We start from the raw sequence: 25,579 nt of genomic DNA, 5'->3' as shown, positions 1-25,579 counted from the left end.
CAGCCAACACTGGCGCAGGCTAATTTTGGTACGCTCTCACCATCCTAGGGGAGAGCTCCGTGAATACAACATTACAACGCTGGCTGGCGGGCGCCGGCTGGGCTGCGCTGGGCCTGTCGGCCCATGCCACAACGATCACATCGGTGTCACCGCAGGGCGAGGTGGCCCGGGTCCGGCAAATAGTGGTCAAGTTCGATGCGGCCGTGGTGCCGATGGGCGATCTGCGTGCGGCCGCGCCGGTCAAGCTGGACTGCGACAACAAACAGGCCCAGAGCCAGGGAACAGGCCGCTGGACAGGCCCCCGCGAATGGGTGTTTGACCTGGCCGATGACCTGCCGCCCGGCGTGCGCTGCACGGTCGAAAAGGTCGCCAACCTCAAGGATGCCGCCGGCGAGCCGGTCAAGGGCGCTGCCAAGTACAGCTTTGGCACCGGCGGCCCCTCGGTGACGCGCATTGTCCCCGGCAGCTACCAGGCGCTGGACAGCCGCCAGTTCTTTGGCCTGCAGTTCAATGCCGATGTCGTGACCTCCACCGTAGAGGCCAGCACCTGGTGCACGGTCAAGGGCATTGGTGAGCGCATTCCGGTGCGCATCCTCAGCGCCTCGGAGTCCGATGAGTTCATGCAAAGCCAGTTTGGCCGCGATAGCTTGCAGCAGCGGCCACGCCGCCATGTGGCCTTGCAGTGCCAGCGTGCGCTGCCCGAGGGCGCGCAGATGAGCCTGGTGGTGGGTGCGGGGGTGAGCACGGACAACGGCGTCAAGCAGACGCGTGAGCGCCGCTTTGACTACCAGGTGCGCCAACCCTTCACGGCCGAGTTCAGCTGCGAGCGCGCCAATGCGCAGGCCGGCTGCCTGCCGATCCGGCCGCTGAATGTGCTCTTCAGCGCCTCGGTGGACCGCAAGCTGGCTGAAGGCGTCTTCCTGGAGACCTCCAAGGGCAAGGTCAAGGCCAGCTTCCCTGATGACGGGGATGCCAGCGAGGTCAACCGCCTGCAGTTTGCGCCACCCTTCGGCGAGAAGGAGACGATGCGCATCGTGCTGCCCCAGGGCTTCAAGGACGAATCCGACCGGCCTCTGGCCAATGCCAACCTGTTCCCGCTGAAGGTGGAAAGCGGCCTGATGCCGCCGCTGGCCAAGTTTGCCGCCTCGCCCTTTGGCGTGGTGGAGCGCTTTGCCGAAGGCGACAAGGGCCCGGCGATGTTCCCGGTGACCCTGCGCAATGTGGAGCAGGACCTGCAGATCAAGGGCCTGTCGATCGAGGACAAGGGCACCGTCTCGACCCTGCAGCTGCAAAGCGATGCCGACATCATCCGCTGGTACCGCAAGCTGCAGCGCTATGACAACTGGCAGATCAGCCGCAAGCAGGCGGCGCAGGACAGCAAGATCCCGCTGCCCAATGTGCTGCCCGATGGCGACAAGAACTATGTCGAAACCCGCATGCTGTCGCTGCTGGAAGGCCAGGCCGCCGGCAAGAAGCTGGCCCTGCCCAAGACCGACAGCAAGGACCCGCGCCCGTTTGAGGTGGTGGGCATTCCGCTGGAGACCGGTTTCCATGTGGTCGAGATCGCCTCGCCGATGCTGGGCGACGCACTGCTCAACACCGACTACGACAGCGCCCGCCGCGTGATGTATGTGCGCAGCTCGGCGCTGGTGACCAACCTGGGCGTGCACTTCAAGCTGGGGCGTGAAAACGCGATGGCCTGGGTGACCAGCCTGGACAAGGGCAAGCCGGTGGCCAATGCCCAGGTGCGCATCTCCACCTGCGACGGCAAGACCCTCGTGCAGGGCACCACCGACAAGGACGGCGTGGCCCGTTTTGACAAGCTCGACACCCAGGCGCAGGTGCGCTGCGAGGCCAGCGCCAACAGCGACACCAGCTCGGCCTACTTTGTGAGCGCGCGCGCCACGGTTGATGGCAAGCAGGACATGGCCTTTGTCTGGAGCGACTGGCAGCGTGGCATCGAGAGCTGGCGCTTCAACCTGGAGACCGACAGCAGCCCGGTGCAGGACGTGGTCGCCCATACCGTGCTGGACCGCAGCCTGCTGCGCGCTGGCGAGACGGTGTCGATGAAGCACCTGATCCGCAGCCAGACCATGGGCGGTCTGGGCCTGCCCGGCAAGGAGCAGTTGCCCGACCAGGTGGTCATCACCCATCTGGGCAGCAATGACGAGTTTGAGCTGCCGCTGAGCTGGCAGCGTCCCGGCCAGGGCCTGTCGGCCGTATCGGAGTTCAAGATTCCCAAGTCCGCCAAGCTGGGTACCTACAACATCACGCTCAAGGGCGGCAAGGGCAAATGGGGCTCGACCGAGATGCAGACCGGCTCGTTCCGGGTGGAAGAGTACCGTCTGCCGGTGTTCAAGGGCAGTGTGACGCCGGACCAGCCCGCGCCTATCGTGCAACCCGGCAAGCTGGGTGCGCAGGTGCAGCTGTCCTACCTCTCGGGTGGTGCCGCGGCCAAGGAGGCCGTCAAGGTCTCGGCCGCGATCCAGTCGCATGCGGTGAGCTTTGAGGACTACGAAACGTTCTCGTTCGGCCGGCCCTATCTGAGCCGCAAGCTGCCCGGCGCCGGCAACGACGGCGAGGACTACAGCAATGACCGCCGCGTGATTGCCGACAAGCTGGCGCTGACCCTGGATGCCAATGGCGTGGGCAAGGCCGAGATCGAGCAGGTGCCCAGCTCCGTGGCGCCGCAGGATCTGCTGCTGGAGGCGAGCTTCTCCGACCCGAATGGCGAAGTGCAGACCATCAGCAACCACAGCGTGATCTGGCCCGCCTCGGTGGTCGCCGGCATCAAGGCCGAGAACTGGGCCTCCACCGACAAGAAGCTGAGCTTCCAGGCGCTGTCGCTGACGCCGTCGGGCAAGCCGGTTTCTGGCGTCAAGCTGCAGGTGCGCGCGGTGGCGCGCGTGGTCACCTCCACGCGCAAGCGCATGGTGGGCGGCTTCTACAGCTACGAGAACCATGAGAGCTACAAGGACCTGGGCGTGGTCTGCAGCGGCAAGAGCGATGCCAAGGGCCTGCTGGCCTGCGACACCCAGCTGAGCGAAGGCGGCGAGACCGAGCTGATCGCCGAGGCGACCGATGACAAGAACCGCAGCTCCAAGGCCGCGACCTCGGTCTGGGTGACCAAGCAGGGCGAGCTCTGGTTTGGCGGTGAAGACACTGACCGCATGGACCTGCTGCCGGAAAAGAAATCCTACAAGGTGGGCGACACCGCACGTTTCCAGGTGCGCATGCCCTTCCGCGAAGCAACGGCGCTGGTGACGGTGGAGCGCGAAGGCGTGCTGTCCAGCCAGGTGATCACCTTGCGCGGCGATGACCCCACGGTCAACCTGAAGGTGCAAGAGGGCTGGGGCCCGAATGTCTATGTCAGCGTGATGGCGCTGCGTGGCCGCCTGCGCGAAGTGCCTTGGTACAGCTTCTTCACCTGGGGCTTCAAGTCGCCACGTGAATGGTGGACCTCGTTCTGGTACGAGGGCAAGGAATATGTGGCGCCCACCGCGCTGGTGGACCTGTCCAAGCCCGCCTACCGCCTGGGCGCGGCCGAGATACGCGTCGGCATTGCCGACCGCCAGCTGGCCGTGACCGTCAAGAGCGACAAGGAAAGCTACCGCATCCGCAACACCGCCAAGGTCACGATCGAAGCCAAGCTGCCCAATGGCAAGCCGGCTGCGGGCGCTGCCGTGTCGGTGGCGGCCGTGGACCAGGCCTTGCTGGAGCTCAAGAGCAATGACACCTGGGCGCTGCTCGAAGCCATGTACCAAAAGCGTTCCTGGGGCGTGGAGACCTCCACCGCCCAGATGGAAATCATTGGCCGGCGCCACTACGGCCGCAAGGCCGTGGCGGCAGGCGGCGGCGGTGGCAATGGCCAGACCCGCGAGCTGCTTGACACCCTGCTGCTGTGGCAGCCGAATGTGGTGCTGGATGCGAACGGCCGTGCCGAGGTCGATGTGCCGCTCAACGATGCACTGACCAGCTTCAAGATCGTGGCCGTGGCCGAGAGCGGGCTGGAGCTGTTTGGCACCGGCACCACCCAGATCCGCACCACGCAGGAGCTGCAGATCATCAGCGGCCTGCCGCCGCTGGTGCGCGATGGCGACCGCTATGACGCCCAGGTCACCCTGCGCAACACCACCAGCAAGCCCATGCAGGTGCTGGTGACCCCCAAGGCCACCTTGCTGCAGCTGGAGCCGCAGACGGTGGAAGTGGCGGCCAATGAGGCCCGCACCGTGAGCTGGAGCGTGACGGCGCCGCCCGACATGTCGCAAAGCCGCCAGGGCGAGCTGCTCTGGGAGATCAGCGCCAAGGACAAGCAGGGCGATGCCTCGGATGCACTCAAGGTCAGCCAGCGTGTGGTGCCCGCCGTGGCGGTGGAGACCCTGCAGGCCACCTTGCTGCAGCTCGATGGCAGCCTGGATATGCCGGTGAGCGCACCGGCCGATGCCTTGCCCGGCCGTGGCGGTTTGAAGCTGTCGCTGGTGCCGCGCCTGGCAGAAGGCCTGCCCGGCGTACGTGACTGGTGGCGTGCCTACCCTTACGCCTGCCTGGAGCAGACCACCAGCAAATCCATCGGCATGCAGGATGCAGCGCTGTGGAAGAGCACGATGGAGCGCCTGCCCACCTACCTGGATGGCGATGGCCTGGCCAACTACTTCCCGCCACAACCGGGCAGCAGCAACACCGGCAGCGATGCGCTGACCGCCCACCTGCTGCAGGCCGCTTTCGAGATGAAGCGCATCGACCCGGCCTTTGCGATCCCCGCAGCGCCGCTGGGCCGCATGCAGGACGCGCTGGCCCGCTTCATCGATGGCCGTATCGAGCGCAAGTTCTGGAGCCCACGCTCCGACCTGGAAGTGCGCAAGCTCGCCGCCATCAACGCCTTGGCGCTGTATGGCAAGGCGCAGCCGCGCATGCTGACCAGCATCCAGATTGCGCCCAATGACTGGCCCACCCAGACCGTGGTGGACTGGCTGTCCATCCTGGGCCACATGAAGGATGTGCCCAACCGCAGCAAGCTGCTGGAAGAGGCCAACCAGATCCTGCGCGCGCGCCTGAGCTACCAGGGCACCAAGGTGTTGTTCGCCAATGAGAACAACGACTACTGGTGGTGGCTGATGCAAAACGGCGATACCACCTTGGCGCGTTTCCTGCTGGTGGTGATGGACGATCCGGCCTGGAAGGACGACATGCCACGCCTGGCCAGCAGCTTCATCAGCCGCCAAAAGAGCGGTGCCTGGACGACGACCACGGCCAACCTCTGGGGCGCGCTGGCGCTGGAGCGCTTCTCGCGCACCTATGAATCCACGCCCGTGACCGGCACGACCGAGGCCAGCATGGCCGGCAAGTCCGGCACCGTGGACTGGAGCCGCGTGACCAAGGCGCAGGACGCGATCGAGCTGCTGGCACAAGGCGGCAAGCGTACGCCCGGCCCGACCGAGCAGGTGGCGCAGTGGCTGAACAACACCATTGACCTGCCATGGGCCAGTGGCAACCAGAGCCTGAAGGTGCAGCAAAAGGGCACCGGCAAGCCCTGGTTGACCGTGCAGTCGCAGGCGGCGGTGCCACTCAAGCAGCCACTGTCGGCCGGTTACACCATCAGCAAGACCGTGGTGGCGGTGGAGCAGGCCAACAAGAACCTGCCCGCCGGCCAGTACACCCGGGGCGATGTGCTGCGTGTGACCCTGGAGGTGAACGCCAGCGCCAACATGACCTGGGTGGCGATCACCGATCCGATCCCGGGCGGCGCCACCATCCTGGGCAGCGGCCTGGGCCGGGACTCGGCACTGTCCACTGCCGGCGAGAAATCGACCGGCTGGGGCTGGAAGGCCTTCGAGGAGCGTTCCTTCGAGAGCTACCGCGCCTACTATGGCTACCTGCCACAGGGCAAGCTCAGCCTGCAGTACAGCTACCGCGTCAACAACACCGGTGAGTTTGCGCTGCCATCGACCCGCGTCGAGGCGCTGTATGCGCCCGAGATGTTTGGCATGGCACCCAATCCCAAGGTGACGGTTGTGCCCGTGGCGCCATGAGGCTGCGAGTTATAGCCCGCTGGCGGCTGCTGGCGCTGGTCTGCCTGGTGCATGCACCACTGGCCCAGGCCGTGCCCAGCTTTGGCGAGGTGCGGCAGGACTTCAGCTCGTCGGAGACGCGGGTACTGTCGCGCGAAGGCGAGCTGTTGCAGCGGGTGCGCACCGACAGCACGGTGCGCCGGGGCGACTGGGTAGCGCTGGGCGATGTATCGGCCGCGCTGCGCACCGCCATGCTGCTGAGCGAGGACAAGCGCTTTTACGAGCACAGTGGTGTGGACTGGGCGGCGGTGACGGCTGCGGCCTGGGGCAATCTCTGGAACCAGCGCACGCGCGGAGCCAGCACCATCAGCATGCAGCTGGCCGGCCTGCTTGACGGCGACTGGCGGCGCAGCAATGGCGGCCGCTCGGTGGTGCAAAAGGTGGGCCAGACGGTGGCCGCCCAGGTGCTGGACCGGCGCTGGCAGAAAACCCAGATCCTGGAGGCCTACCTGAACCTGGTGCCTTTCCGGGGCGAGCTGGTGGGCATTGATGCGCTGTCGCGCACCCTGTTTGACAAGGCCCCCCATGGCCTGGATGACCGCGAGGCTGCCGTGGCCGCCGCGCTGGTGCGCGCGCCCAATGCGCGGCCCGGCCAGGTGGGCCAGCGCGCCTGCGGTGTGCTCAAGGAGATGCGGCGCGATCCCAAGCTGGACTGCGAAGCGATCGTCTTCTTCACCGAGATTGCGCTGAAAAAGCGCGCCTTTGATGCCAGCGAAGGCATTGCGCCGCACTTCAGCCGCATTGCGCTGCGCGAGGCGCGGCAAGGCGCGGATGGAAAAGCGAAGCCGGCGACCATGGCCAGCCTGCGCACCACCTTGAGTGCGCCGCTGCAGCGCTATGCGGTCGATATGCTGGGCCAACACCTGCAGGCCTTGCGCAGCAGCAATGTGCAAGATGGCGCCGTGCTGGTACTGGACAACGCCAGCGGCGAGGTGCTGGCCTGGGTGGGCTCATCGGGCGCACTGAGCCAGGCACATGCGGTGGATGCGGTGCTGGCGCCGCGCCAGCCGGGCTCCACGCTCAAGCCCTTTCTCTATGGCCAGGCGATTGCCGAGCACAAGCTGACGGCTGCTTCCTTGATCGAAGATTCGCCGGCCCGCATTCCGACGGCCAGCGGCCTCTATATTCCGCAGAACTACGACCGCAGCTTCAAGGGCTGGGTGTCGGTGCGCACGGCGCTGGGCGCGTCGCTCAATGTGCCGGCGGTACGCACCCTGGTGATGGTGGGCGTGGACGATTTCTTTGACCAGCTGGTGCGCCTGGGCATGCCCATGCGCGAAAGCGGCAGCTATTTTGGTTACAGCCTGGCGCTGGGCAGCCCCGACATTCCGCTGGTGCAGCTGACCAATGCCTACCGCGCACTGGCCAATGGCGGGCGCTACAGCCCGGTGGCCTATGCGCGCGGCGGCAAGCCGCAGTTCCGCCAGGCCATGGATGCGGGTGCCGCTTATGTGGTGGGCGATATGCTGGCCGATGGCAATGCCCGCGTGCGCACCTTTGGGATGGACAGCGTGCTGGGCACGCGCAGCTGGGCGGCGGTGAAAACCGGCACCAGCAAGGACATGCGCGACAACTGGGCGGTCGGCTGGTCCGACCGCTACACGGTCGGCGTCTGGGTCGGCAATGCCAGCGGCGAGGCCATGCATTCGGTCAGCGGCACCAGCGGCGCGGCGCCGGTCTGGGCCAGCATCATGGCCTTTTTGCACCAGGGCCAGCCCAGCCGCGCGCCCAAGCCGCCACCGGGCTTGCGCGAGCAATGGGTGGACTATGGCCCCGCGCCTGCGGGCCAATCAGGCGCCGGATTCGCGCTGGAGGCGCGGCGTGAGGAGTGGTTCCTGGCCGGCACCGCGCAGCCCCGCTTTGCGCTGGATGGCCAGGCCACCGGGGTTGATGAGATGGTGGGCGGCCGCAGCTTTGCCGGGCGATCGGCCGACGGCACTGGCTCGGCAGCACCGCCTGCGGTGCGCATTCTTGCCCCCGCCAATGGGACGATTGTCGCGGTCGACCCGGACATTCCACCCGATCGCCAGCGCCTGCAGTTTGTCGCCGATTCAGCCGCTGCGCGCTGGCGCATCGATGGCAAGGATGTCGCGCGTGGCGCGCGCTGGGCCTGGCTGCCCTGGCCGGGCCGCCACCAGGTCGAGCTGGTCAACGCGCAGGGCGAGGTGCTGGACAGCATCCGTCTGGAAGTGCGCGGCGCGGGCGTTAAACAGGCCAAGCGCTAAGGACCCTCTGCAAGACTCCCTGCCGTGGTCTGAACGCGGACTCGGGCGATTCGCTGCGTTGCCTTTCTTGTCAATAGCCCGCTATTGACTGCAAAAGACGCCTTGCGTCTCATCCCGATCCACGCCCATCCCATCGGGCGAGGGTTTGCAGAGGGTCCCTAAAGATGCTGCAGCCACCCGCAAGGGGGCTGCAGCAATACCGGCCGGGGCTTTTAGTCGACGACGACGGCGGTGCCGCTGGCCGACACCATCAGCATGCCGTTGTCCTTGCCCAGCACTTCATAGTCCAGGTCGATGCCGACGACGGCATTCGCGCCCAGCGCCTTGGCGCGCTCCTGCAGCTCGGTCAGCGCAATGTCTCTGGCCTTTTGCAGCTCTTTCTCGTAGGTGCCCGAGCGACCGCCAACAATGTCGCGGATGCCGGCAAACCAGTCCTTGAAAAAGTTGGCGCCCAGGATGGCCTCGCCATTGACGATGCCGCAGTAGCGGCTGATGCGCTTGCCTTCAACGCTGGGGGTGGTGGTGACGATCATGGTTTCAGTCCTGCGCATCAGTTGCTGAGCGCGCGCAGCAGCTTCTGGCCCGCGCGGCCATCGGTCTTCATGCCCAGGCGGTTTTGCTCGGACTTGATGGCCTCGCGCGTCTTGGCGCCAATCATGCCGTCGGGCTCGCCAATCGCGTAGCCACGGGTCAGCAGAGCCTGCTGCAGCTCCTTGTTCTGCGCGCGCGACAGGCCGAGGTCATCGGTCGGCCAGGGGGTGACAAAGCTGATCTGGCTCTGCTTGGAGTCGGCCACCAGGTTGGACAGCTGGGCAATGGCCAGGCCATAGTTTTCCGAGGCGTTGTAGCTGTAGAGCGCATCAAAATTGCGCCCCACCAGAAAGGCCGGGCCGCCTGCGGCGGGGATCATCAGGCCAGCCGATGGCAGCGAATCCGGCAGCGGATCGCCATTGGCCAAGGTGACGCCGGCCGAGCGCCAGAAATCCAGCGGCTTCTTGTTCTTGCGGCCGGCATCGGCGGTGCTGAAACCGCTGGGCAGCTTGACCTCAAAGCCCCAGGGTTGGCCCGGGCGGTAGCCGGCGTTCTTCAGGAACATGGCGGTCGAGGCCAGTGCATCGGGCACGCTGTCGACGATGTCGCGGCGGCCATCGCCGTCAAAGTCCACCGCGCTGCGGAAGAAGGTCGAGGGCATGAACTGGGTCTGGCCAAAGGCACCGGCCCAGGAGCCCACCAGCTTGGATTCGGCAATATGGCCTTCTTGCAGAATGCGCAGCGCGCTGGCGAACTCACCCCGGAAATAGGCCTGGCGGCGGCCAAAGCAGGACAGGGTGCCGAGCGACTGCACCAGGGAGCGCCCGCCCAGGTTCTGGCCGAAGTTGCTCTCCACGCCCCAGACGCCGATGACGATCTGCGGGGAGACGCCCGTGCTCTGTTCGATCTTGTCCAGGGTGTCCTTCCACTTGGCGTAGGCGGCGCGGCCTTCGGCCACGCGCTGCTCGTCGACCAGCACGGCGATGTAATCCCAGACGGGCATCGTGAACTCGGGCTGGCGGTTGAGCAGGGGCAGCACCGTGGCATCGGGCTGGAGCTGGGCGGTGTACTGGTTGAAGGTGGCGGGGGTGATCGCGGCAAAGGCCTTGCTGCTGCGCAGCTCGCTGAGGCAGGACTGGAACTCGGCCTGGCTCAGGTTCGGCGGCTCTTGCGGTGCGCTGGTCTGGGCAAATACGGCGCAGGCGGCAAGGCCCAGGCTGACGGCGGTGGCGAGCTGGCGCATCGCAGGGTGGGGGCGGCGGAACATCATCCAGGCAATATACCTGCTTGCCATGGCCGCAGCCCTGGTAAACCCGCAAGTCGCGACCATTGCTTACGTTTTTGCCGGGCGCAAAGATGCGGGTAAACCCAAAAATATATGCGCTGCACCATAGCGCCTATCGCTGGCTTGTTATGGCTGGCGCTGCGCGGCACACTACGCTTGTACACAGTTTTGAAGACCGGCGCGGCAATGCGCGACCGAGCCCCACCATGAGCCCCATGACTGCCCCACAAGCCATCCGTTTCTACCACCAAGGCCGTATCACCGAAGTTGAAGGCCTGGCCCCCACGCGCAGTGTGCTGGACTGGTTGCGCGAGGACGCGCGCTGCACCGGCACCAAGGAAGGCTGCAACGAAGGCGATTGCGGTGCCTGCACGGTGATGCTGGCCGAGCTGGCAGAGCCGGGCGATCCGCAGGCCGTGCAAGGCCTCAAGCTGCAGACCGTCAATGCCTGCATCCAGCTGCTGCCCAGCCTGCATGGCAAGGCGCTGTTCACGGTGGAAGACCTCAAGACCAGCTGCCGCCCCAAGGAGGCTGGCCAGCCCTGCAGCGACCTGCACCCGGTGCAGCAGGCCATGGTGGACTGCCATGGCTCGCAATGCGGCTTTTGCACGCCCGGTTTTGTAATGTCGTTGTGGTCCGTGTATGAGCGGCAGCAGGCGCAGCAGGGTGCGGCGCCCACGCGCCAGCAGCTGGCCGATGCGCTGAGCGGCAACCTCTGTCGCTGCACCGGCTACCGGCCCATTCTGGATGCCGGCCAGCAGATGCTGGACCTGCCCGCCCGCCAGCTGGATGCGGCGCCAGTGGTGACGGCCCTGCAGTCGCTGCGCAGCGATGCCGACTGGAGCTATGCCTATAGCCCCAGCGGCGGCCAGCCCCAGCACTTCCATGCGCCGGCCAGCATAGCCAGCCTGGCGCAGCTGCGCGCCGCGCTGCCCGATGCCCGCATGATTGGTGGCACCACCGATGTGGCCTTGTGGATCAACAAGCAGTTCCGGCCGCTGGGCGATTTGATCGCCGTCGGCCGGGTGGCAGAGCTGCGCCGCATTGAAGAGCGTGATGGCATGCTCTGCATTGGCGCCGGCGCCTCGCTGGAATCGGCCTGGGCCGCGCTGGCCCAGCGCTTCCCGACGCTGACCGAGGTCTGGCTGCGCTTTGCATCGCCCCCCGTGCGCCATGCCGGCACCATGGGCGGCAATGTGGCCAATGGCTCGCCGATTGGCGATGCCCCGCCGGTGCTGATGGCGCTGGATGCCGAGATCGAGCTGCGCCGGGGCGAGCGCCTGCGGCGCATGCCGCTGACCGACTTTTACCTGGACTACATGAAGAACCAGCTGGAGCCCGGCGAGTGGGTGCAGGGCCTGCGTGTGCCGCTGGCGGTGCAGGCCCGCGAGGTGCGGGCCTACAAGATCAGCAAGCGCTTTGACTGCGATATTTCGGCGCTGTGCGCGGGCTTTTCGCTGCAGCTGGATGCCCAGGGCCAGGTGGAGACCGTGCGCCTGGCCTTTGGCGGCATGGCGGCCACGGTGCGGCGCGCCGCCAAGGCCGAAGCTGCGCTGCTGGGCCAGCCCTGGACGGCGCAGGCCGTGCAGCGCGCCCAGGCCGCGCTGGCCGAGGATTTTCAACCGATGACCGATATGCGGGCAAGCGCGGCCTACCGACTCAAGGTGGCGCAGAACCTGCTGCAGCGCCTGTGGCTGGAGACCCGGGCCGAAGCCCCCTTGCCAGCCGATGCCACCACCGTCTGGGCGGCCATGCCGCACCTCGTCAGCAGCGCCCAGGCCCCACAGGCCGCAGCCACGGGAGCCTGATATGAACACCTCGATCCCCAAGCATGTACTGGCCGGCGCCGAAGCCTTTGCCGATTACCGCGACAACCAGAAGGCGCGCATCGATGTCGCGCAGGAAACCAAGGCCCGCCAGCAGGGCCACCAGGTCGGCATCAGCCGCAGCCATGAGTCTGCCGCCTGGCATGTGGCCGGTGAGGCCGCCTACATCGACGATATGCCCGAGTTGGCCGGCAGCCTGCACTGCGCGCTGGGCCTGTCGCCCGTGGCCCATGGCCGTTTGCTGTCGCTGGACTTGGACGCGCTGCGCGCCCAGCCCGGTGTGGTGGCGGTGCTGACGGCGGCCGATATTCCCGGCGTCAATGACTGCGGCTCCATCATCCATGACGACCCCATCCTCTGCGATGGCGAGATCCGCTACCTGGGCCAGCCGATGTTTGCGGTGCTGGCCCGCGACCGGCAAACCGCGCGGCGCGTGGCCGCGATGGCCCGCAAGCTGGCCACGGTGGAAGAGGCCGAGCCGGTGCTGACGCCGCAGCAGGCCCATGCGCTGGGCCAGTATGTGATGCCGCCAATGCAGCTGGTGCGCGAGACCGATGCCGGCGGCGCCAGCCAGGCCATTGCCCAGGCCCCGCACCGCCTGCAGGGCAGCTGGGAGGTGGGCGGCCAGGAGCAGTTCTACCTCGAAGGCCAGATCAGCTACGCCATCCCCAAGGAGGGCGGCGCGATGCATGTGTTCTGCTCCACCCAGCACCCCAGCGAGATGCAGCACCTGGTGGCCCATGCACTGGGCGTGCAGTCGCATGCGGTGCATGTGGAATGCCGGCGCATGGGCGGCGGCTTTGGCGGCAAGGAATCGCAATCGGCGCTGTTTGCCTGCGTGGCAGCGGTGGCGGCGCGCAAGCTGGGCCGGCCCGTCAAGCTGCGGCTGGACCGCGACGATGACTTCATGATCACCGGCCGGCGCCATTGCTTCTGGTACGAGTACGACATCGGCTATGACGATGCCGGCCGCATTCTGGGCGCCGAGGTGACCATGGTCTCGCGCGCCGGTCATTCGGCCGATCTGTCGGCGCCGGTGATGACCCGCGCGCTCTGTCACTTCGACAATGCCTACTGGCTGCCCAATGTGCGCATGCGCGGTTTCATGGGCAAGACCAATACCCAGAGCAATACCGCGTTTCGCGGCTTTGGCGGACCGCAGGGCGCGATCGTGATGGAGAACATCATGGACTCGATCGCGCGGCAGCTGGGCAAGGATGCGCTCGACGTGCGCCGCGCCAACTTCTATGCCAAGGACAGCGGGCAGTGCACGCCCTATGGCCAGGAGGTCGACGACAACATCATCGCCGAGCTGGTGGCGCAGCTGGAGGCGCGCAGTGATTACCGGGCGCGGCGTGCGCAGGTGGATGCGTTCAATGCGACCAGCCCAGTGCTCAAGCGCGGCCTGGCGCTGACGCCGGTCAAGTTCGGCATCTCCTTCAACGTCAAGCATTTCAACCAGGCCGGCGCGCTGGTCCATGTCTACAACGATGGCTCCATCCTGGTCAACCACGGTGGCACCGAGATGGGTCAGGGCCTGAACACCAAGGTGGCCCAGGTGGTGGCACATGAGCTGGGCGTGGCCTTTGAGAGGGTGCGGGCGACGGCCACCGACACCACCAAGGTGGCCAACACCTCGGCCACCGCGGCATCGACCGGCACCGACCTGAACGGCAAGGCCGCGCAGGATGCGGCACGCCAGATCCGCGAGCGCCTGGCCGCCTGCATGGCGGCCCAGCATGGGGCTGACCCGGCCACGGTGCGCTTTGTGAATGACGAGGTGCATTGCGCAGGCCAGACCCTGCGTTTTGAGGCCCTGGTCAAGCAGGCCTATCTGGAGCGGGTGCAGCTCTGGTCCGATGGTTTTTATGCGACGCCCGGCCTGTCCTGGGATGCGGCGGCCATGCGTGGCCGGCCCTTCTTCTACTTTGCCTACGGCGCGGCCGTCAGCGAGGTGGTGGTGGATACCTTGACCGGCGAGAGCAAGCTGCTGCGCGCCGATGTGATCCATGATGTGGGCCGGTCGCTGAACCCGGCCGTGGACATTGGCCAGGTCGAGGGCGCCTTTATCCAGGGCATGGGCTGGCTCACGATGGAGCAGCTGGTCTGGCACCCCAAGACCGGTGCCTTGATGACCCATGCCCCCAGCACCTACAAGATCCCGACCGCCAACGACTGCCCGCCCGTGCTGAACGTGCAGCTGTTCGACGGCGCCAACCCGCACGAGACCATCCACCGCAGCAAGGCGGTGGGCGAGCCGCCGCTGCTGCTGCCGTTCTCGGTGCTGTTTGCGATACGCGATGCGGTGGCCGCCACTGGCGCGCCCGGCTGTTGCCCACCGCTGCGGGCACCGGCCACGGCCGAGGCGGTGCTGGACGCCATCGCGGCCGTGCAGACAGGGCTTTGACGGTGGTGCCGGGCATGTTGCGTCCGCAACTGCGATACTCGCCGCCTTCGATCTGAATCAGCTTCCCATTGAACGATGCATAACCACAAGGAGCAGCCATGAGTGCGCTGGATAAATATTTCAAGCTTGGAGAGCATGGCACGACGGTGCGGACCGAGGTGCTGGCGGGGCTCACGACCTTTCTCACCATGGCCTACATCATGTTCGTCAACCCCTCCATCCTGGGGGATGCGGGCATGCCCAAGGGGTCGGTGTTTGTCGCCACCTGCTTGATTGCGGCGCTGGGCTCGGTGCTGATGGGCCTGTATGCGAACTACCCGATTGCGATTGCGCCCGGCATGGGGCTGAACGCCTATTTTGCCTATGTGGTGGTGCTGGGCATGGGCTACACCTGGCAGGCAGCGCTGGGAGCGGTCTTCGTCTCCGGGTGCCTGTTCCTGCTGGTCACCATCTTTCGCATACGCGACCAGATCATCAACGGCATACCGGCTTCGATACGCGTGGCCATCACCGTCGGTATCGGTCTCTTTCTGGCGCTGATTGCGCTCAAGAGCGCCGGCGTGGTGGTGGAATCCAAGGCCACCCTGGTGACCCTGGGTGACCTGCATTCGCCATCGGTGATCCTGTTCACGCTGGGCTTTTTCCTGATCGTGGTGCTGGACCGCCTGCGCGTGCCCGGCGCCATCCTGATCGGCATTCTGGCCGTCACCGTGGCCTCCTTCATCTTTGGCGGCAACCAGTTCCAGGGCGTGTTCTCGGCACCGCCGTCGATTGCGCCGACCTTCCTGCAACTCGATATCAAGACGGCGCTGTCCAGTGGTTTTCTGAACGTGGTGCTGGTGTTCTTCCTGGTTGAGCTGTTTGATGCCACCGGCACCCTGATGGGCGTGGCCAAGCGCGCCGGCCTGTTGGTGCCCGGCAAGATGGAGCGCTTTCACCGCTCGCTGCTGGCCGACAGTGGCGCGATCTTTGCTGGCTCGCTGCTGGGCACCTCCAGCGCGACCGCCTATGTCGAGAGCGCCTCGGGTGTGCAGGCCGGCGGCCGCACGGGCCTCACCGCCGTGACCGTTGCCGTGCTGTTCCTGGCCTGCTTGTTCATCGCGCCGCTGGCCGGCTCGGTGCCCGCTTACGCCACCGCACCCGCGCTGCTGTTTGTGGCCTGCCTGATGCTCAAGGAGCTGACCGAGGTGGACTGGGCCGATACCACCGAGGCCATCCCTGCTGCCATCACCGCAGTGATGATGCCCTTCACCTACTCGATCGCCAACGGCCTGGCCTTTGGCTTTATCTCCTACGCTGCCATCAAGCTGTTCACCGGCCGGGCCCGCGATGTGCACTGGATGGTCTGGATCATTGCAGCGCTGTTCCTGTTCAAGTTCGCCTATATCGGCGGGCATTGAACCTCGCCTGTCAGAGGCTGCCTGACTGACAGCTGCGCTGCAGCAACCTAGAATTTGCCAAAGTGTCCCGACCCTGGTCGAGGCCCTTTGGCTTTTTTCATACCCGCAAAGGATTTATCAGATGCAGCTCAGCAGCCACAGCTTTCAAGACGGCCAGGCCATTCCTGGCGAGTTCGCTTTTGCCGTGCCCGATGCGACAGCCCATGTCTTGCTGTCGTCCAACCGCAATCCGCACCTGGCCTGGCGCGATGTGCCTGCCGGCACCCAGTCCTTTGTCATCGTCTGCCATGACCCCGATGTGCCCAGCCGGGGCGACGATGTGAACCAGGAAGGCCGCACGGTGCCAGCCGATCTGCCCCGGGTCGATTTCTACCACTGGCTGCTGCTGGACATTCCAGCCACCACCACCGAGATCGCCGCCGGCGCGCAGTCGGACGGCATCACCGCCCATGGCAAGCCCGGCCCGGCTGCGCCCCAGGGCCTGCGCCATGGCATCAACGATTACACCGGTTGGTTTGCCGGCGATGCGCAGATGCAAGGCGAGTACTACGGCTACGACGGCCCCTGCCCACCCTGGAATGACAGCCTGGTGCACCACTATGTATTCACGGTCTATGCACTGGCCACGCCAACCTTGGCAGTCGATGGTGAGCTGACGGGTGCCAATGTGCGCGCTGCGCTGGTCAAGGCCCCGGTGCTGGGCCAGGCCAGCATCACCGGCTTGTACAGCCTGAACCCTGCGGTCAAGGTGGCATAAGCAACGGGGCCCGAGGGCCCCGTTGTGCTTACTTCACCACCATCAGGGTGAAGGGGTAGACATAGGCCTGCAAGGTGACAAAGATGCCCACCAAGGTGGCCAAGGCCACCGAGTGGAAGAACACGTAGCGCAGGATGTCGCCCTCATGGTTGAACCAGCGGGTGGCGGTGGAGGCCACGACGATGGACTGGGCATCGATCATCTTGCCCATCACACCGCCCGAGCTGTTGGCCGCGCCCATCAGGTTGGGCGACAGGCCCAGCTGCTCGGCAGCGACCTTTTGCATGCCACCAAACAGCACGTTGGAGGCGGTGTCCGAACCGGTCAGCGCCACGCCCAGCCAGCCCATCATCGTGCCAAAGAAGGGGTAGAACACGCCGGTGTTGGCAAAGGCCAGGCCCAGGGTGGTGTCAGTGCCGGAGTAGCGGGTGAGGGTGCCCAGGGCCAGCATCAGCACAATGGTCAGCAGCGAAAAACGTACCAGCCAGATCGTCTTGAAGAACTGCTTGATGAGGCCCAGCGGGCTGTACTTCATCACCAGGCCGCCGACGATGGCGGACATCAGAATGCCGGTGCCTGTGGCGGACAGCAGGTTGAGCACATAGACCGCGCCTTCCTTGGTGGGCTGGGGCACCACCGGCGGCACCTTCTCGATCATGTTGTGCAGACCGCTCATCGGGAAGGACGGGGCAAACAGGCCATTCAGCGCGGCCTTGACCGAGGGCAGGCCCCAGATGAACACGAAGACGGTCAGGATGGCCCAAGGCGTCCAGGCGCGGATCACATCGGCGCGGGCATGCGCCACTATGGCGCGTGGCTTGGCCGTGGTGTCTTCGCTGGTGTCGCGGCCCTTGAGCGAGGTGCTGCGCCAGATGTTCTTGGGTTGCCACAAGCGCAGAAAGCCGATCAGGCAGCCCATGGAGACGATGGCGGCAATGATGTCGACCAGCTCCGGACCGATGAAGTTGGACACCAGGTACTGCGGGATCGCAAACGACAGGCCGGTGACCAGGATGGCCGGCCAGATCTCCATCATGGCCTTGCGGCCGGCAAAGGCCCAGATCAGCCAGAAAGGCACCAGCACCGAGAAGAAGGGCAACTGGCGGCCCACCATCGCGGTGACCTCCATCACGTCATAGCCATGGACCTTGGCCAGGGTAATGACTGGCGTGCCCAGCGCGCCAAAGGCGACGGGTGCGGTATTGGCAATCAGCGACAGGCCCGAGGCTGCCAGCGGTGAAAAGCCCAGCCCGATCAGGATGGCCGCCGTGACAGCCACTGGTGTGCCAAAGCCCGCCGCACCTTCAAAAAAAGCGCCAAAGGCAAAGGCAATCAGCAGCAGCTGGATGCGCCGGTCCTCGGTGATGCCGGCAATCGAGTCCTGCAGGATCTTGAAGCTGCCGTTCTGCTCCGTCAGCTGGTGCAGAAAGATGATGTTCAGCACGATCCAGCCAATGGGCAGCAGGCCCGTGAGCCCCCCAAAGACCGCCGCGCGGCCGGCCATATCGGCCGGCATGCCATAGACCACGATGGCAATGAGCAAGGCACAGACCAGGCCGGCGCCGGCCGCAATATGGGCCTTGAGGTGCAAAAAGCCCAGCCCGACGAGCATGACGACCACCGGCAATGCCGCCAGCAAGGTGGAGAGCACCATATTGCCCACCGGGTTGTAGATCTGTTGCCAAACCATGCCTGACTCCTCGTTGTAGCGCAGCGCAAGCGCCGCCGGAAGGTCGGGCTATAGACTGCTGTTATGACTGAGAACCTGCTTGCGATCTCTACGCAGCCGCGTTGGAGTGCAATCGGGATGAGTTCGAAGGGCTGGTCAGCAGCTTGCACCGGGGTGCAAGCAAGGGCCAGCGCGCAGAAATCGCCCGATTTCACTCCAACCCGTAGGGACAGTGGCTTTGCGGGCGGTCTGCGTCGTTGCAAATCCTCGCAATAGCATGGCTATTGCTGCGGTATTGCGCCTCGCATCCCATCCCGCAAAGCCACTGTCGCGGCGCGAGGAGATCACAAGCAGGTTCTATACACCTGGATGGATAGAACATCGACATAATGTCCGCCTAGCTGCCGACCCGCAGTCCTGTAAAACCCTAGACCTTGTAACGAGGGTGCTGGAGTTGCCGCCTGCGTGACAAGGGCGCTGAGCACAGCGGGTTACACAGAGGGCATGGCCGCCAGCGCCGCTGCAGGGGCTTGATAACAAGGAAGATTTGTGGCTGATTTATCCAAGATCACATGTATTGAAGATTTGCGCGTCGTGGCCGAAAAGCGAGTGCCTCGGATGTTTTACGACTATGCGGATTCGGGCTCCTACACCCAGGGCACCTACCGGGACAACGAGGCGGCCTTCCACAAGATCAAGCTGCGCCAGCGTGTGGCAGTCAATATGGAAGGCCGCAGCACGCGCAGCACCATGGTGGGGCAGGAGGTCAGCATGCCGGTGGCCATTGCGCCCACGGGCCTGACGGGCATGCAGCATGCCGATGGCGAGATCCTGGCGGCCCGCGCGGCCAAGGCCTTTGGCATTCCGTTCACCTTGTCGACGATGAGCATCTGCTCGCTCGAAGATGTGGCCGAGCACACCGGCCGCCATCCCTTCTGGTTCCAGCTCTATGTGATGCGCGACCGGGGCTTTATGGAGCGCCTGATCGACCGCGCCAAGGCGGCAAACTGCTCGGCCTTGCAGCTCACCCTCGATCTGCAGATCCTGGGCCAGCGCCACAAGGACATCAAGAACGGCCTGTCCACACCGCCCAAGCCGACCTTGAAGAACCTCATCAACCTGGTAACCAAGCCGCGCTGGTGCATGGGCATGCTGGGCACCAAGCGCCGTACCTTCGGCAATATCGTGGGCCATGTCGATGGCGTGGCCGATGTGAGCTCGCTGTCGTCCTGGACGGCCGACCAGTTCGACCCCTGCCTGAACTGGGGCGATGTGGAATGGATCAAGAAGCGCTGGGGCGGCAAGCTGATCCTCAAGGGCGTGATGGAGGCCGAGGATGCGCGGTTGGCGGCAGATACCGGTGCGGACGCGCTGATCGTCAGCAACCACGGCGGCCGCCAGCTCGATGGCGCACCTGCCACCATCGATGCGCTGCCATCGATCGTGCAGGCCGCTGGCAAGGACATCGAGGTCTGGTTGGACAGCGGCATCCGCAGTGGCCAGGACGTCCTTAAGGCCCGCGCGCTGGGCGCCCAGGGCACCTTGATCGGCCGCAGCTTTCTGTACGGCCTGGGTGCCTATGGCCAGGAGGGCGTGACGCGTGCGCTGCAGATCATCCACAAGGAGCTGGATGTGTCGATGGCCTTCTGCGGCCACACCAACATCAACAACGTGGACCAGCGGATCCTGGTGCCCGGCACCTATCCACAGCCTTATTGAGTAGGGCAGGGGGAAGGCCGGGTGCTGGCCCCTCTTGATGCCGCAGGCTCGCATCGCCAAATGCAGGCGCACAAGGGGCAGTGATCGCCTACCATCGGGGCCCTAGTGATGAAGTGGATGCGGTAATGGCTGACGGAGCGGGAATGCAATGGGGTGGTTGGTGGATGGGGCTGGTGGTGTTTGCCGCCATCGCGCAGACGGCGCGCAATGCGGCGCAGCGCTCGCTGACCCGCGATCTGGGCACCTGGCCCGCCACCTTGGTGCGCTTTCTCTATGGCCTGCCACTGGCTGCGCTGGCGCTGGTACTGCTCTACACCTTGCCTGCAAAGGCCCCTGAGATTGCGCACTGGACGGGCGCCTATTTTGGCTGGCTGGCGCTGGGCGCGTTCTTCCAGATCGCTGCGACTGGCGCCTTGCTGCTGGCAATGCAGCAGCGCAACTTTGCCGTGGCGGTGACCCTGTCCAAAACCGAGGTGCTGCAGGTGGCGCTGTTTGGCGCGGTCTTTCTGGGCGAGCTGCCCACCTACTGGGCGCTGGCTGCGATGGCCATTGCCACCATTGGCGTGGCGCTGCTGTCCTTACCGCCACGCCAGATCGGCGCCAAGCTGGATTGGCGCAGCAAGGCCGCAATGTATGGCCTCATTTGCGGCGCCTGCTTTGCGATTGCGACGGTGGGATTTCGGGGCGCTGCGCTGGCGCTCAACGCACCGAGCGCGCTGCTGTCGGGCGCCTGGGGCGTGTTCATTGCGCAGTGCATGCAGACCCTGGCGATGGGCGCCTGGTTTATCTGGCGTGACCGCAGCGTGCTGGTTCGCATTGCCAAGGCCTGGCGCGTGTCGCTGCTGGCGGGCTGCATGGGCAGTGCGGCGTCTCTGGCCTGGTTCAGCGCCTATGCGCTGCAAAGCGCTGCCTCAGTGCGCACCCTGGGCATGGTCGAGGTGGTGTTCAGCTACCTGGTCTCGCGCCGGGTGCTGAAGGAGCAGCTGCGCCGCAACGAGAAGTGGGGCATTGCGCTGATGCTGGTCGGCATTGTGGTGATCTGCACCCAGCTTTAAAACGGGCTGCACGCTGGAAATTCAGCGCCCGTCTGACATCAGGGGGTCTCGCGGGCGGCGCATCATGGTCTGCATTGCTACACGGGACCACTCCAATGACAACACCCTCCGTGCCAGGACCTGGGCCATCGGCCGCCCAGACTTCGGCTACCACTCCTCCCCATTACAGCCCTGAAGAAAAGCGCCACCGCATTTTCTCCATCATGGCGGCCTCGTCAGGCAACCTGGTGGAATGGTTTGACTTCTATGTCTATGCCTTCTCGGCCATCTACTTTGCCGCTGCCTTCTTCCCAAAAGGTGACCCCACCGTACAGCTGCTGAACACCGCCGGCGTTTTTGCCGCCGGCTTTTTGATGCGCCCCATCGGCGGCTGGCTGTTTGGCCGCATTGCCGACAAGTACGGCCGCAAGAAATCCATGCTGATCTCGGTGACCATGATGTGCGCCGGCTCCCTGGTGATTGCTTGCCTGCCCACCTATGCACAAATCGGCGCCTGGGCGCCGTTCTTGCTGCTGCTCTGCCGTTTGTTCCAAGGCCTATCGGTGGGCGGTGAATACGGCACCACGGCCACCTATATGAGCGAAGTGGCCCTCAAGGGCCAGCGCGGCTTTTTCTCGTCCTTCCAGTATGTGACCCTGATCGGCGGCCAGCTGCTGGCCGTGCTCCTCATCGTCATCCTGGAAGCCGTGCTGAGCGATGCCGAGCTGCGTGCCTGGGGCTGGCGCATTCCCTTTGTGGTGGGCGCTGCGGCCGCTGTTGTGGCCATGCTGCTGCGCCGCACCCTGCATGAGACCCAATCCAGCGAGGCCATGCAGAACAAGGAAACCGGCACCCTGGGCAATCTGTTCAAGCACCACTGGCGCGCCTTTGTCACCGTGCTGGGCTATACCGCTGGCGGCTCGCTGATCTTCTACACCTTCACCACCTATATGCAGAAGTACCTGGTCAACAGCGTGGGCTTGCCGATCAAGACGGCCAGCTATGTGATGACCGTCTGCCTGTTCCTGTACATGTGCATGCAGCCGCTGTTTGGCGCGCTGTCCGACCGCATTGGCCGGCGCACCAGCATGATGCTGTTTGGCGCGCTGGGTGCCCTGGGCACGGTGCCGATTCTGACCACCCTGCACCAGGCCTCGTCGCCGGTGACGGCCGGCGTGCTGATCCTGGTCGCGCTGGCGATTGTGAGCTTCTACACCTCGATCTCGGGCATCGTCAAAGCGGAGATGTTCCCGCCCGAGGTGCGCGCTCTGGGCGTGGGCCTGGCCTATGCGGTGGCCAATGCCATTTTTGGTGGCTCGGCCGAGTTTGTGGCGCTGGCGCTGAAGAACGCCGGCCATGAAAACGCCTTCTTCTGGTATGTGTCGGTGATGATGGTGATTGCCTTCCTGTTCAGCCTGCGCCTGCCCAAGCAGGCCGCCTACCTGCACCACGACCACTGATCGCCCGCAGCAGCCTCGCAGCTGGTTTTGCGCTGCGGGCCGCTGCAAGCCACGCCGCGCTGGGAGACAATAGCCAGGTGTGCTCCGCCCCCTCGCCATCGCCTGTTGTTCTGCCTCCGCGCCGCCGCATTGCGCATCTGGACATGGATGCCTTCTATGCCTCGGCCGAGCTGCTGCGCTACCCGCAGCTCAAGGGCCTGCCAGTCATCATCGGCGGGGGCCGCCGGGTTGAAGATGAGGCGCTGAAAGCGCGCTATGGCGACCGGCTCGACGCGATCCCGCCCGAGGCTTTTCCGCAGCTCAAGGACTATGTGGGCCGGGGCGTGATCACCACGGCCACCTACCCGGCGCGCGCCTTTGGCGTGGGCTCGGCGATGGGCATGATGAAGGCGGCCAAGCTCTGCCCGCAGGCCATCCTGCTTCCGGTGGACTTTGCGCGCTACCGGCATTTCTCGCGCCAGTTCAAGGCCATCATCACCGCGATGGCGCCGCAGATGGAGGACCGGGGCGTGGACGAGGTCTATATCGACTTCACCCATGTCGAAGGCGGCCAGGACGACCATGGCCGCAGCCTGGCGCTGCGGATGCAGGCAGTCATCCATGCGGCGACCGGGCTGACCTGCTCGGTCGGGGTGGCCCCCAACAAGCAGCTGGCCAAGATGGCCAGCGAGTTCAACAAGCCCAATGGCGTGTCCATCGTGCTGGAGAGCGATCTGCAAACGATGATCTGGCCGCTGGCCTGCCGCAAGATCAATGGCGTGGGCCCCAAGGCCGATGCGAAGCTGCAGGCGCTGGGCATTACCACCTTGGGCGATCTGGCTGCCAAGGACCTGCCCTGGTTGGTGGAACACTTTGGCCGCAGCTACGGCGCCTGGCTGCATGCATCGAGCTGGGGGCGGGACAACCGGCCGGTGGTGACCGAGAGCGAGCCGGTATCGATGAGCCGCGAGACCACCTTTGACCGCGACCTGCATGCGGTGCGCGACAAGGCCGAGCTGGGCGCCATCTTTACCGAGCTGTGCCAGATGGTGGCCGCTGACTTGCAGCGCAAGGGCTATGTGGGGCGCACGATTGGCATCAAGCTGCGCTACCCGGACTTTCGCATCGCCACGCGCGACCACAGCCTGCCGCTCTACACCCAGGATGCCGCTGCCATCCGGCATGCAGCGGGCCAATGCCTCAAGCGCGCGCCTTTGGACCAGCGCCTGCGGCTCTTGGGGGTGAGGGTGGGTGGCCTGCTGCCGCTGGAGCAGGCCTTGGCCCAGGGCCTGGTGGGCGACTGGCAGGCCATGCGCCAGGCCCAAAACCGGCTGGGCGTTGCGGAGCAGAAGGCCGACCCCTACACCTTGCCGCTGTTCGACGACCTCGACTGATTACTGGCGTGCGGTGCGGATATTGGCCGGCAGGGCCATCGGCTGGCTGGTGCGCAGCGGGTTGATGTCCAGGCCACCCCGGCGCGTGTAGCGGGCATAGACCGTCAGGCGGATCGGCTTGCAGTGCTTCCAGATATCGACAAACATGCGCTCGACGCATTGCTCGTGGAATTCGTTGTGGTTGCGAAAGCTCACGATGTACTGCAGCAGGCGCTCTTGGTCGATCGCCGGGCCGGTGTAGCTGATGCGCACGCTGCCCCAGTCGGGCTGGCCGGTGACCAGGCAGTTGCTCTTGAGCAGGCGGCTGCACAGGGTCTCGGTGACGGGCGCCTCATCAAAGGCGGCGCGCAGCAACTGCGGTTGGGGCTGGTAGTGCTCGCAGTCGATGTCCAGCCGGTCCAGGTTCAGGCCGTCGAGCTCTTGCAGTGGCAGGGTGTCGAACACCTCGGGGTCGATCATCTGCACGCCCACCGAGGCCTGGTAAGGCGCGCCGCGCCATACGGCTTCGCTGATATCGGCCAGCAGCTTGGCCCGCACTTCATCGACCGAGCCAAAGCGGCTGTTGTTGAAGCTGTTCAGGTAGAGCTTGAAGGACTTGCTCTCGACGATGTTGGGCGTTTCGCAGGGGATGGTGAAGCTCACCAGCGCGACCTGGGGCTTGCCGCGCAGGTTGAGCCAGGAGACTTCATAGGCCGTCCACAGGTCGGCGCCAAAAAAGGGCAGCTTGTCGGGCTGCAGGCCGATCTCGTCGCGCTTGGCCTGGCGGGGCAGCGGGAAGAGCAGGGTGGGGTCGTACTGGTCGATGTAGGCGGAGCGCTGGCCCAGGGGCGATTGCTCGGGCGAAGGGGAGACGGTCATGCTGTGGATCAAAAAGCGGCCGCTGCCTGCGCGGGGGCTAGGCGGCGGCTGCGGTTTACTTGAATTCGCCCTCGCGCAACCACTTGGTGGCGATCCATTTCTCGCCGGCGATCACCGGCGAGCCGCCATGCAGGCTCTTGGTTGCGGGGTCGGGGGCGGCGTAGCTGAAGAACACGGCATTGCCACGGCGCGGTGCGACTTCCAGCCCCACATCGGGAAAGCTGGTGCCGCCGCCGGCTTGCGGGTTGTTCAGGTAGATCACCAGGGTGGCCAGGCGCTGGCCGCCACGCTTCAAAATCGTCGGCGTGCCGGGCTGGGTCGGGTCGAAGTAGTCGTAGTGCGGCTTGTACTCGGCACCGGGCCGGTAGTGCAGCACCTGCAGGCCTTCGCCATGATTTTCCGGCCAGTTGACCAGCTTGGCGATGCGGCGCTCCAGCGCGGCGACGGCGGGTGTTTCCTCGCGCTGAAAAAACATGCCATCGCTGGTGCGGTCGGCATTGACTTCTTCGCCACCGGTTTGGGTCTCGACGGTCAGCGAACGCTGCATGCGCGGCTCGGCCGCCGCAATGATGGCGTCGCACTCCTCGTCGGAGAGCAGATTGCCGAACACAACGACGCGCGGGTGCTGCAGGGCCAGCAGCACGCTGACCTCGCGGTCACCGACATCGATGGTAGAGGGCGATTGGCCCAGGCTGGGCTCGGGCAGGGGACGGGATGGGGCAGCTGGCTGGGAGGCCGCCACGACGGGGCTCTCCTTGCTCGCCTGCAACTGCGCGAGGTGCTCGGTCAGGACCGATTCCATCGCTGACTCGGCGACGTCGGCGTTCCAGCCGGCATCACACATGGCTTTGAACACGCGGTCGGCGCTGACGCCTGCGCTGGCCTGTTCAATTATCCAGGCGCGCAGTTCCGGGGTGAGGGGTTGCGAGGCTGTCATCAGATTCCTTTCGCGGCCCATTGTGCATCA

The 25,579-nt window shown here is 65.4% G+C and carries 15 protein-coding genes; 10 read left to right on the top strand and 5 right to left on the bottom strand.

Features of this window, described 5'->3' with window-relative positions; all coding sequences use genetic code 11:
• The first annotated feature begins 59 nt into the window (after positions 1–59).
• Together EDF71_RS02065 and pbpC are read left to right on the top strand one after the other, a co-directional pair.
• Positions 60–6,029: an Ig-like domain-containing alpha-2-macroglobulin family protein gene (locus EDF71_RS02065; RefSeq protein ID WP_243854126.1), complete on the top strand. Its 5,970-nt coding sequence runs from the start codon at positions 60–62 to the stop codon at positions 6,027–6,029.
• Entirely contained in the window at positions 6,026–8,293 is a 2,268-nt protein-coding gene (gene pbpC, locus EDF71_RS02060) for a penicillin-binding protein 1C (protein WP_133854952.1), read from the top strand. The genes EDF71_RS02065 and pbpC overlap by 4 nt, the downstream gene beginning before the upstream one ends.
• Before the next feature lie 212 nt (positions 8,294–8,505).
• Here pbpC and EDF71_RS02055 read toward each other — a convergent pair whose 3' ends face one another.
• On the bottom strand, positions 8,506–8,826 hold the full coding sequence (locus tag EDF71_RS02055; protein WP_133854951.1) for a heavy metal-binding domain-containing protein: 321 nt from the start codon (positions 8,824–8,826) through the stop codon (positions 8,506–8,508).
• Between the two features lie 17 nt (positions 8,827–8,843).
• A complete protein-coding gene (locus EDF71_RS02050) occupies positions 8,844–10,118 on the bottom strand; it encodes a lytic murein transglycosylase (RefSeq protein ID WP_243854125.1) in 1,275 nt (424 codons plus the stop codon).
• A gap of 197 nt (positions 10,119–10,315) precedes the next feature.
• On the opposite strand from EDF71_RS02050, the gene xdhA reads away from it, so the two are divergent.
• The 4 genes from xdhA to EDF71_RS02030 all read left to right on the top strand — a co-directional run bounded on the left by xdhA (position 10,316) and on the right by EDF71_RS02030 (position 16,499).
• A complete protein-coding gene (gene xdhA / locus EDF71_RS02045; protein ID WP_133854950.1) occupies positions 10,316–11,917 on the top strand; it encodes a xanthine dehydrogenase small subunit in 1,602 nt (533 codons plus the stop codon).
• Between the two features lies 1 nt (position 11,918).
• Positions 11,919–14,342 carry a xanthine dehydrogenase molybdopterin binding subunit gene (gene xdhB, locus EDF71_RS02040; RefSeq protein WP_133854949.1) on the top strand — a complete coding sequence of 808 codons (2,424 nt, stop codon included), beginning with the start codon at positions 11,919–11,921 and terminating at the stop codon, positions 14,340–14,342.
• A gap of 98 nt (positions 14,343–14,440) precedes the next feature.
• Positions 14,441–15,742, top strand: coding sequence for an NCS2 family permease (locus EDF71_RS02035; RefSeq protein ID WP_133854948.1), 1,302 nt, complete (start codon positions 14,441–14,443; stop codon positions 15,740–15,742).
• A gap of 121 nt (positions 15,743–15,863) precedes the next feature.
• On the top strand, positions 15,864–16,499 hold the full coding sequence (locus EDF71_RS02030; RefSeq protein WP_133854947.1) for a YbhB/YbcL family Raf kinase inhibitor-like protein: 636 nt from the start codon (positions 15,864–15,866) through the stop codon (positions 16,497–16,499).
• A gap of 28 nt (positions 16,500–16,527) precedes the next feature.
• Here EDF71_RS02030 and EDF71_RS02025 read toward each other — a convergent pair whose 3' ends face one another.
• Positions 16,528–18,189, bottom strand: a complete 1,662-nt coding sequence (locus EDF71_RS02025) for an L-lactate permease (protein ID WP_133854946.1) — start codon at positions 18,187–18,189, stop codon at positions 16,528–16,530.
• A gap of 528 nt (positions 18,190–18,717) precedes the next feature.
• On the opposite strand from EDF71_RS02025, the gene EDF71_RS02020 reads away from it, so the two are divergent.
• The 4 genes from EDF71_RS02020 to EDF71_RS02005 all read left to right on the top strand — a co-directional run bounded on the left by EDF71_RS02020 (position 18,718) and on the right by EDF71_RS02005 (position 23,754).
• Positions 18,718–19,887 (top strand): alpha-hydroxy acid oxidase, encoded by a 1,170-nt coding sequence (locus EDF71_RS02020; RefSeq protein WP_133854945.1) that lies wholly within the window; start codon positions 18,718–18,720, stop codon positions 19,885–19,887.
• Positions 19,888–20,030: 143 nt separating this feature from the next.
• The gene (locus EDF71_RS02015) at positions 20,031–20,942 is read left to right on the top strand and encodes a DMT family transporter (RefSeq protein ID WP_133854944.1); all 912 of its coding nucleotides are present in this window, start codon (positions 20,031–20,033) and stop codon (positions 20,940–20,942) included.
• Between the two features lie 95 nt (positions 20,943–21,037).
• Positions 21,038–22,381, top strand: a complete 1,344-nt coding sequence (locus EDF71_RS02010) for an MFS family transporter (protein WP_133854943.1) — start codon at positions 21,038–21,040, stop codon at positions 22,379–22,381.
• Between the two features lie 143 nt (positions 22,382–22,524).
• Complete coding sequence (locus EDF71_RS02005) at positions 22,525–23,754, top strand: DNA polymerase IV (RefSeq protein ID WP_133855020.1); 1,230 nt, start codon at positions 22,525–22,527, stop codon at positions 23,752–23,754.
• Here EDF71_RS02005 and queF read toward each other — a convergent pair whose 3' ends face one another.
• Both queF and EDF71_RS01995 read right to left on the bottom strand, forming a co-directional pair.
• Positions 23,755–24,612 (bottom strand): NADPH-dependent 7-cyano-7-deazaguanine reductase QueF, encoded by an 858-nt coding sequence (gene queF / locus EDF71_RS02000; protein ID WP_133854942.1) that lies wholly within the window; start codon positions 24,610–24,612, stop codon positions 23,755–23,757.
• Positions 24,613–24,667: 55 nt separating this feature from the next.
• Positions 24,668–25,549, bottom strand: a complete 882-nt coding sequence (locus EDF71_RS01995) for a 2OG-Fe(II) oxygenase (protein ID WP_243854124.1) — start codon at positions 25,547–25,549, stop codon at positions 24,668–24,670.
• Between the last annotated feature and the right edge of the window lie 30 nt (positions 25,550–25,579).

This window comes from Comamonas sp. JUb58, assembly GCF_004364775.1.
Classification (GTDB): Bacteria; Pseudomonadota; Gammaproteobacteria; order Burkholderiales; family Burkholderiaceae_C; genus Comamonas.
This window is presented reverse-complemented; position numbering and strand designations above follow the sequence as displayed.

What these genes read in the sequence shown, in the direction of transcription:
- pbpC (WP_133854952.1), top strand. Translation starts at nt 6,026, where the DNA reads ATGAGGCTGCGAGTTATAGCCCGCTGGCGGCTGCTGGCGCTGGTCTGC.
- EDF71_RS02055 (WP_133854951.1), bottom strand. Translation starts at nt 8,826, where the DNA reads ATGATCGTCACCACCACCCCCAGCGTTGAAGGCAAGCGCATCAGCCGC.
- EDF71_RS02050 (WP_243854125.1), bottom strand. Translation starts at nt 10,118, where the DNA reads ATGGCAAGCAGGTATATTGCCTGGATGATGTTCCGCCGCCCCCACCCT.
- xdhA (WP_133854950.1), top strand. Translation starts at nt 10,316, where the DNA reads ATGAGCCCCATGACTGCCCCACAAGCCATCCGTTTCTACCACCAAGGC.
- xdhB (WP_133854949.1), top strand. Translation starts at nt 11,919, where the DNA reads ATGAACACCTCGATCCCCAAGCATGTACTGGCCGGCGCCGAAGCCTTT.
- EDF71_RS02035 (WP_133854948.1), top strand. Translation starts at nt 14,441, where the DNA reads ATGAGTGCGCTGGATAAATATTTCAAGCTTGGAGAGCATGGCACGACG.
- EDF71_RS02030 (WP_133854947.1), top strand. Translation starts at nt 15,864, where the DNA reads ATGCAGCTCAGCAGCCACAGCTTTCAAGACGGCCAGGCCATTCCTGGC.
- EDF71_RS02025 (WP_133854946.1), bottom strand. Translation starts at nt 18,189, where the DNA reads ATGGTTTGGCAACAGATCTACAACCCGGTGGGCAATATGGTGCTCTCC.
- EDF71_RS02015 (WP_133854944.1), top strand. Translation starts at nt 20,031, where the DNA reads ATGCAATGGGGTGGTTGGTGGATGGGGCTGGTGGTGTTTGCCGCCATC.
- EDF71_RS02010 (WP_133854943.1), top strand. Translation starts at nt 21,038, where the DNA reads ATGACAACACCCTCCGTGCCAGGACCTGGGCCATCGGCCGCCCAGACT.
- EDF71_RS02005 (WP_133855020.1), top strand. Translation starts at nt 22,525, where the DNA reads ATGGATGCCTTCTATGCCTCGGCCGAGCTGCTGCGCTACCCGCAGCTC.
- queF (WP_133854942.1), bottom strand. Translation starts at nt 24,612, where the DNA reads ATGACCGTCTCCCCTTCGCCCGAGCAATCGCCCCTGGGCCAGCGCTCC.
- EDF71_RS01995 (WP_243854124.1), bottom strand. Translation starts at nt 25,549, where the DNA reads ATGACAGCCTCGCAACCCCTCACCCCGGAACTGCGCGCCTGGATAATT.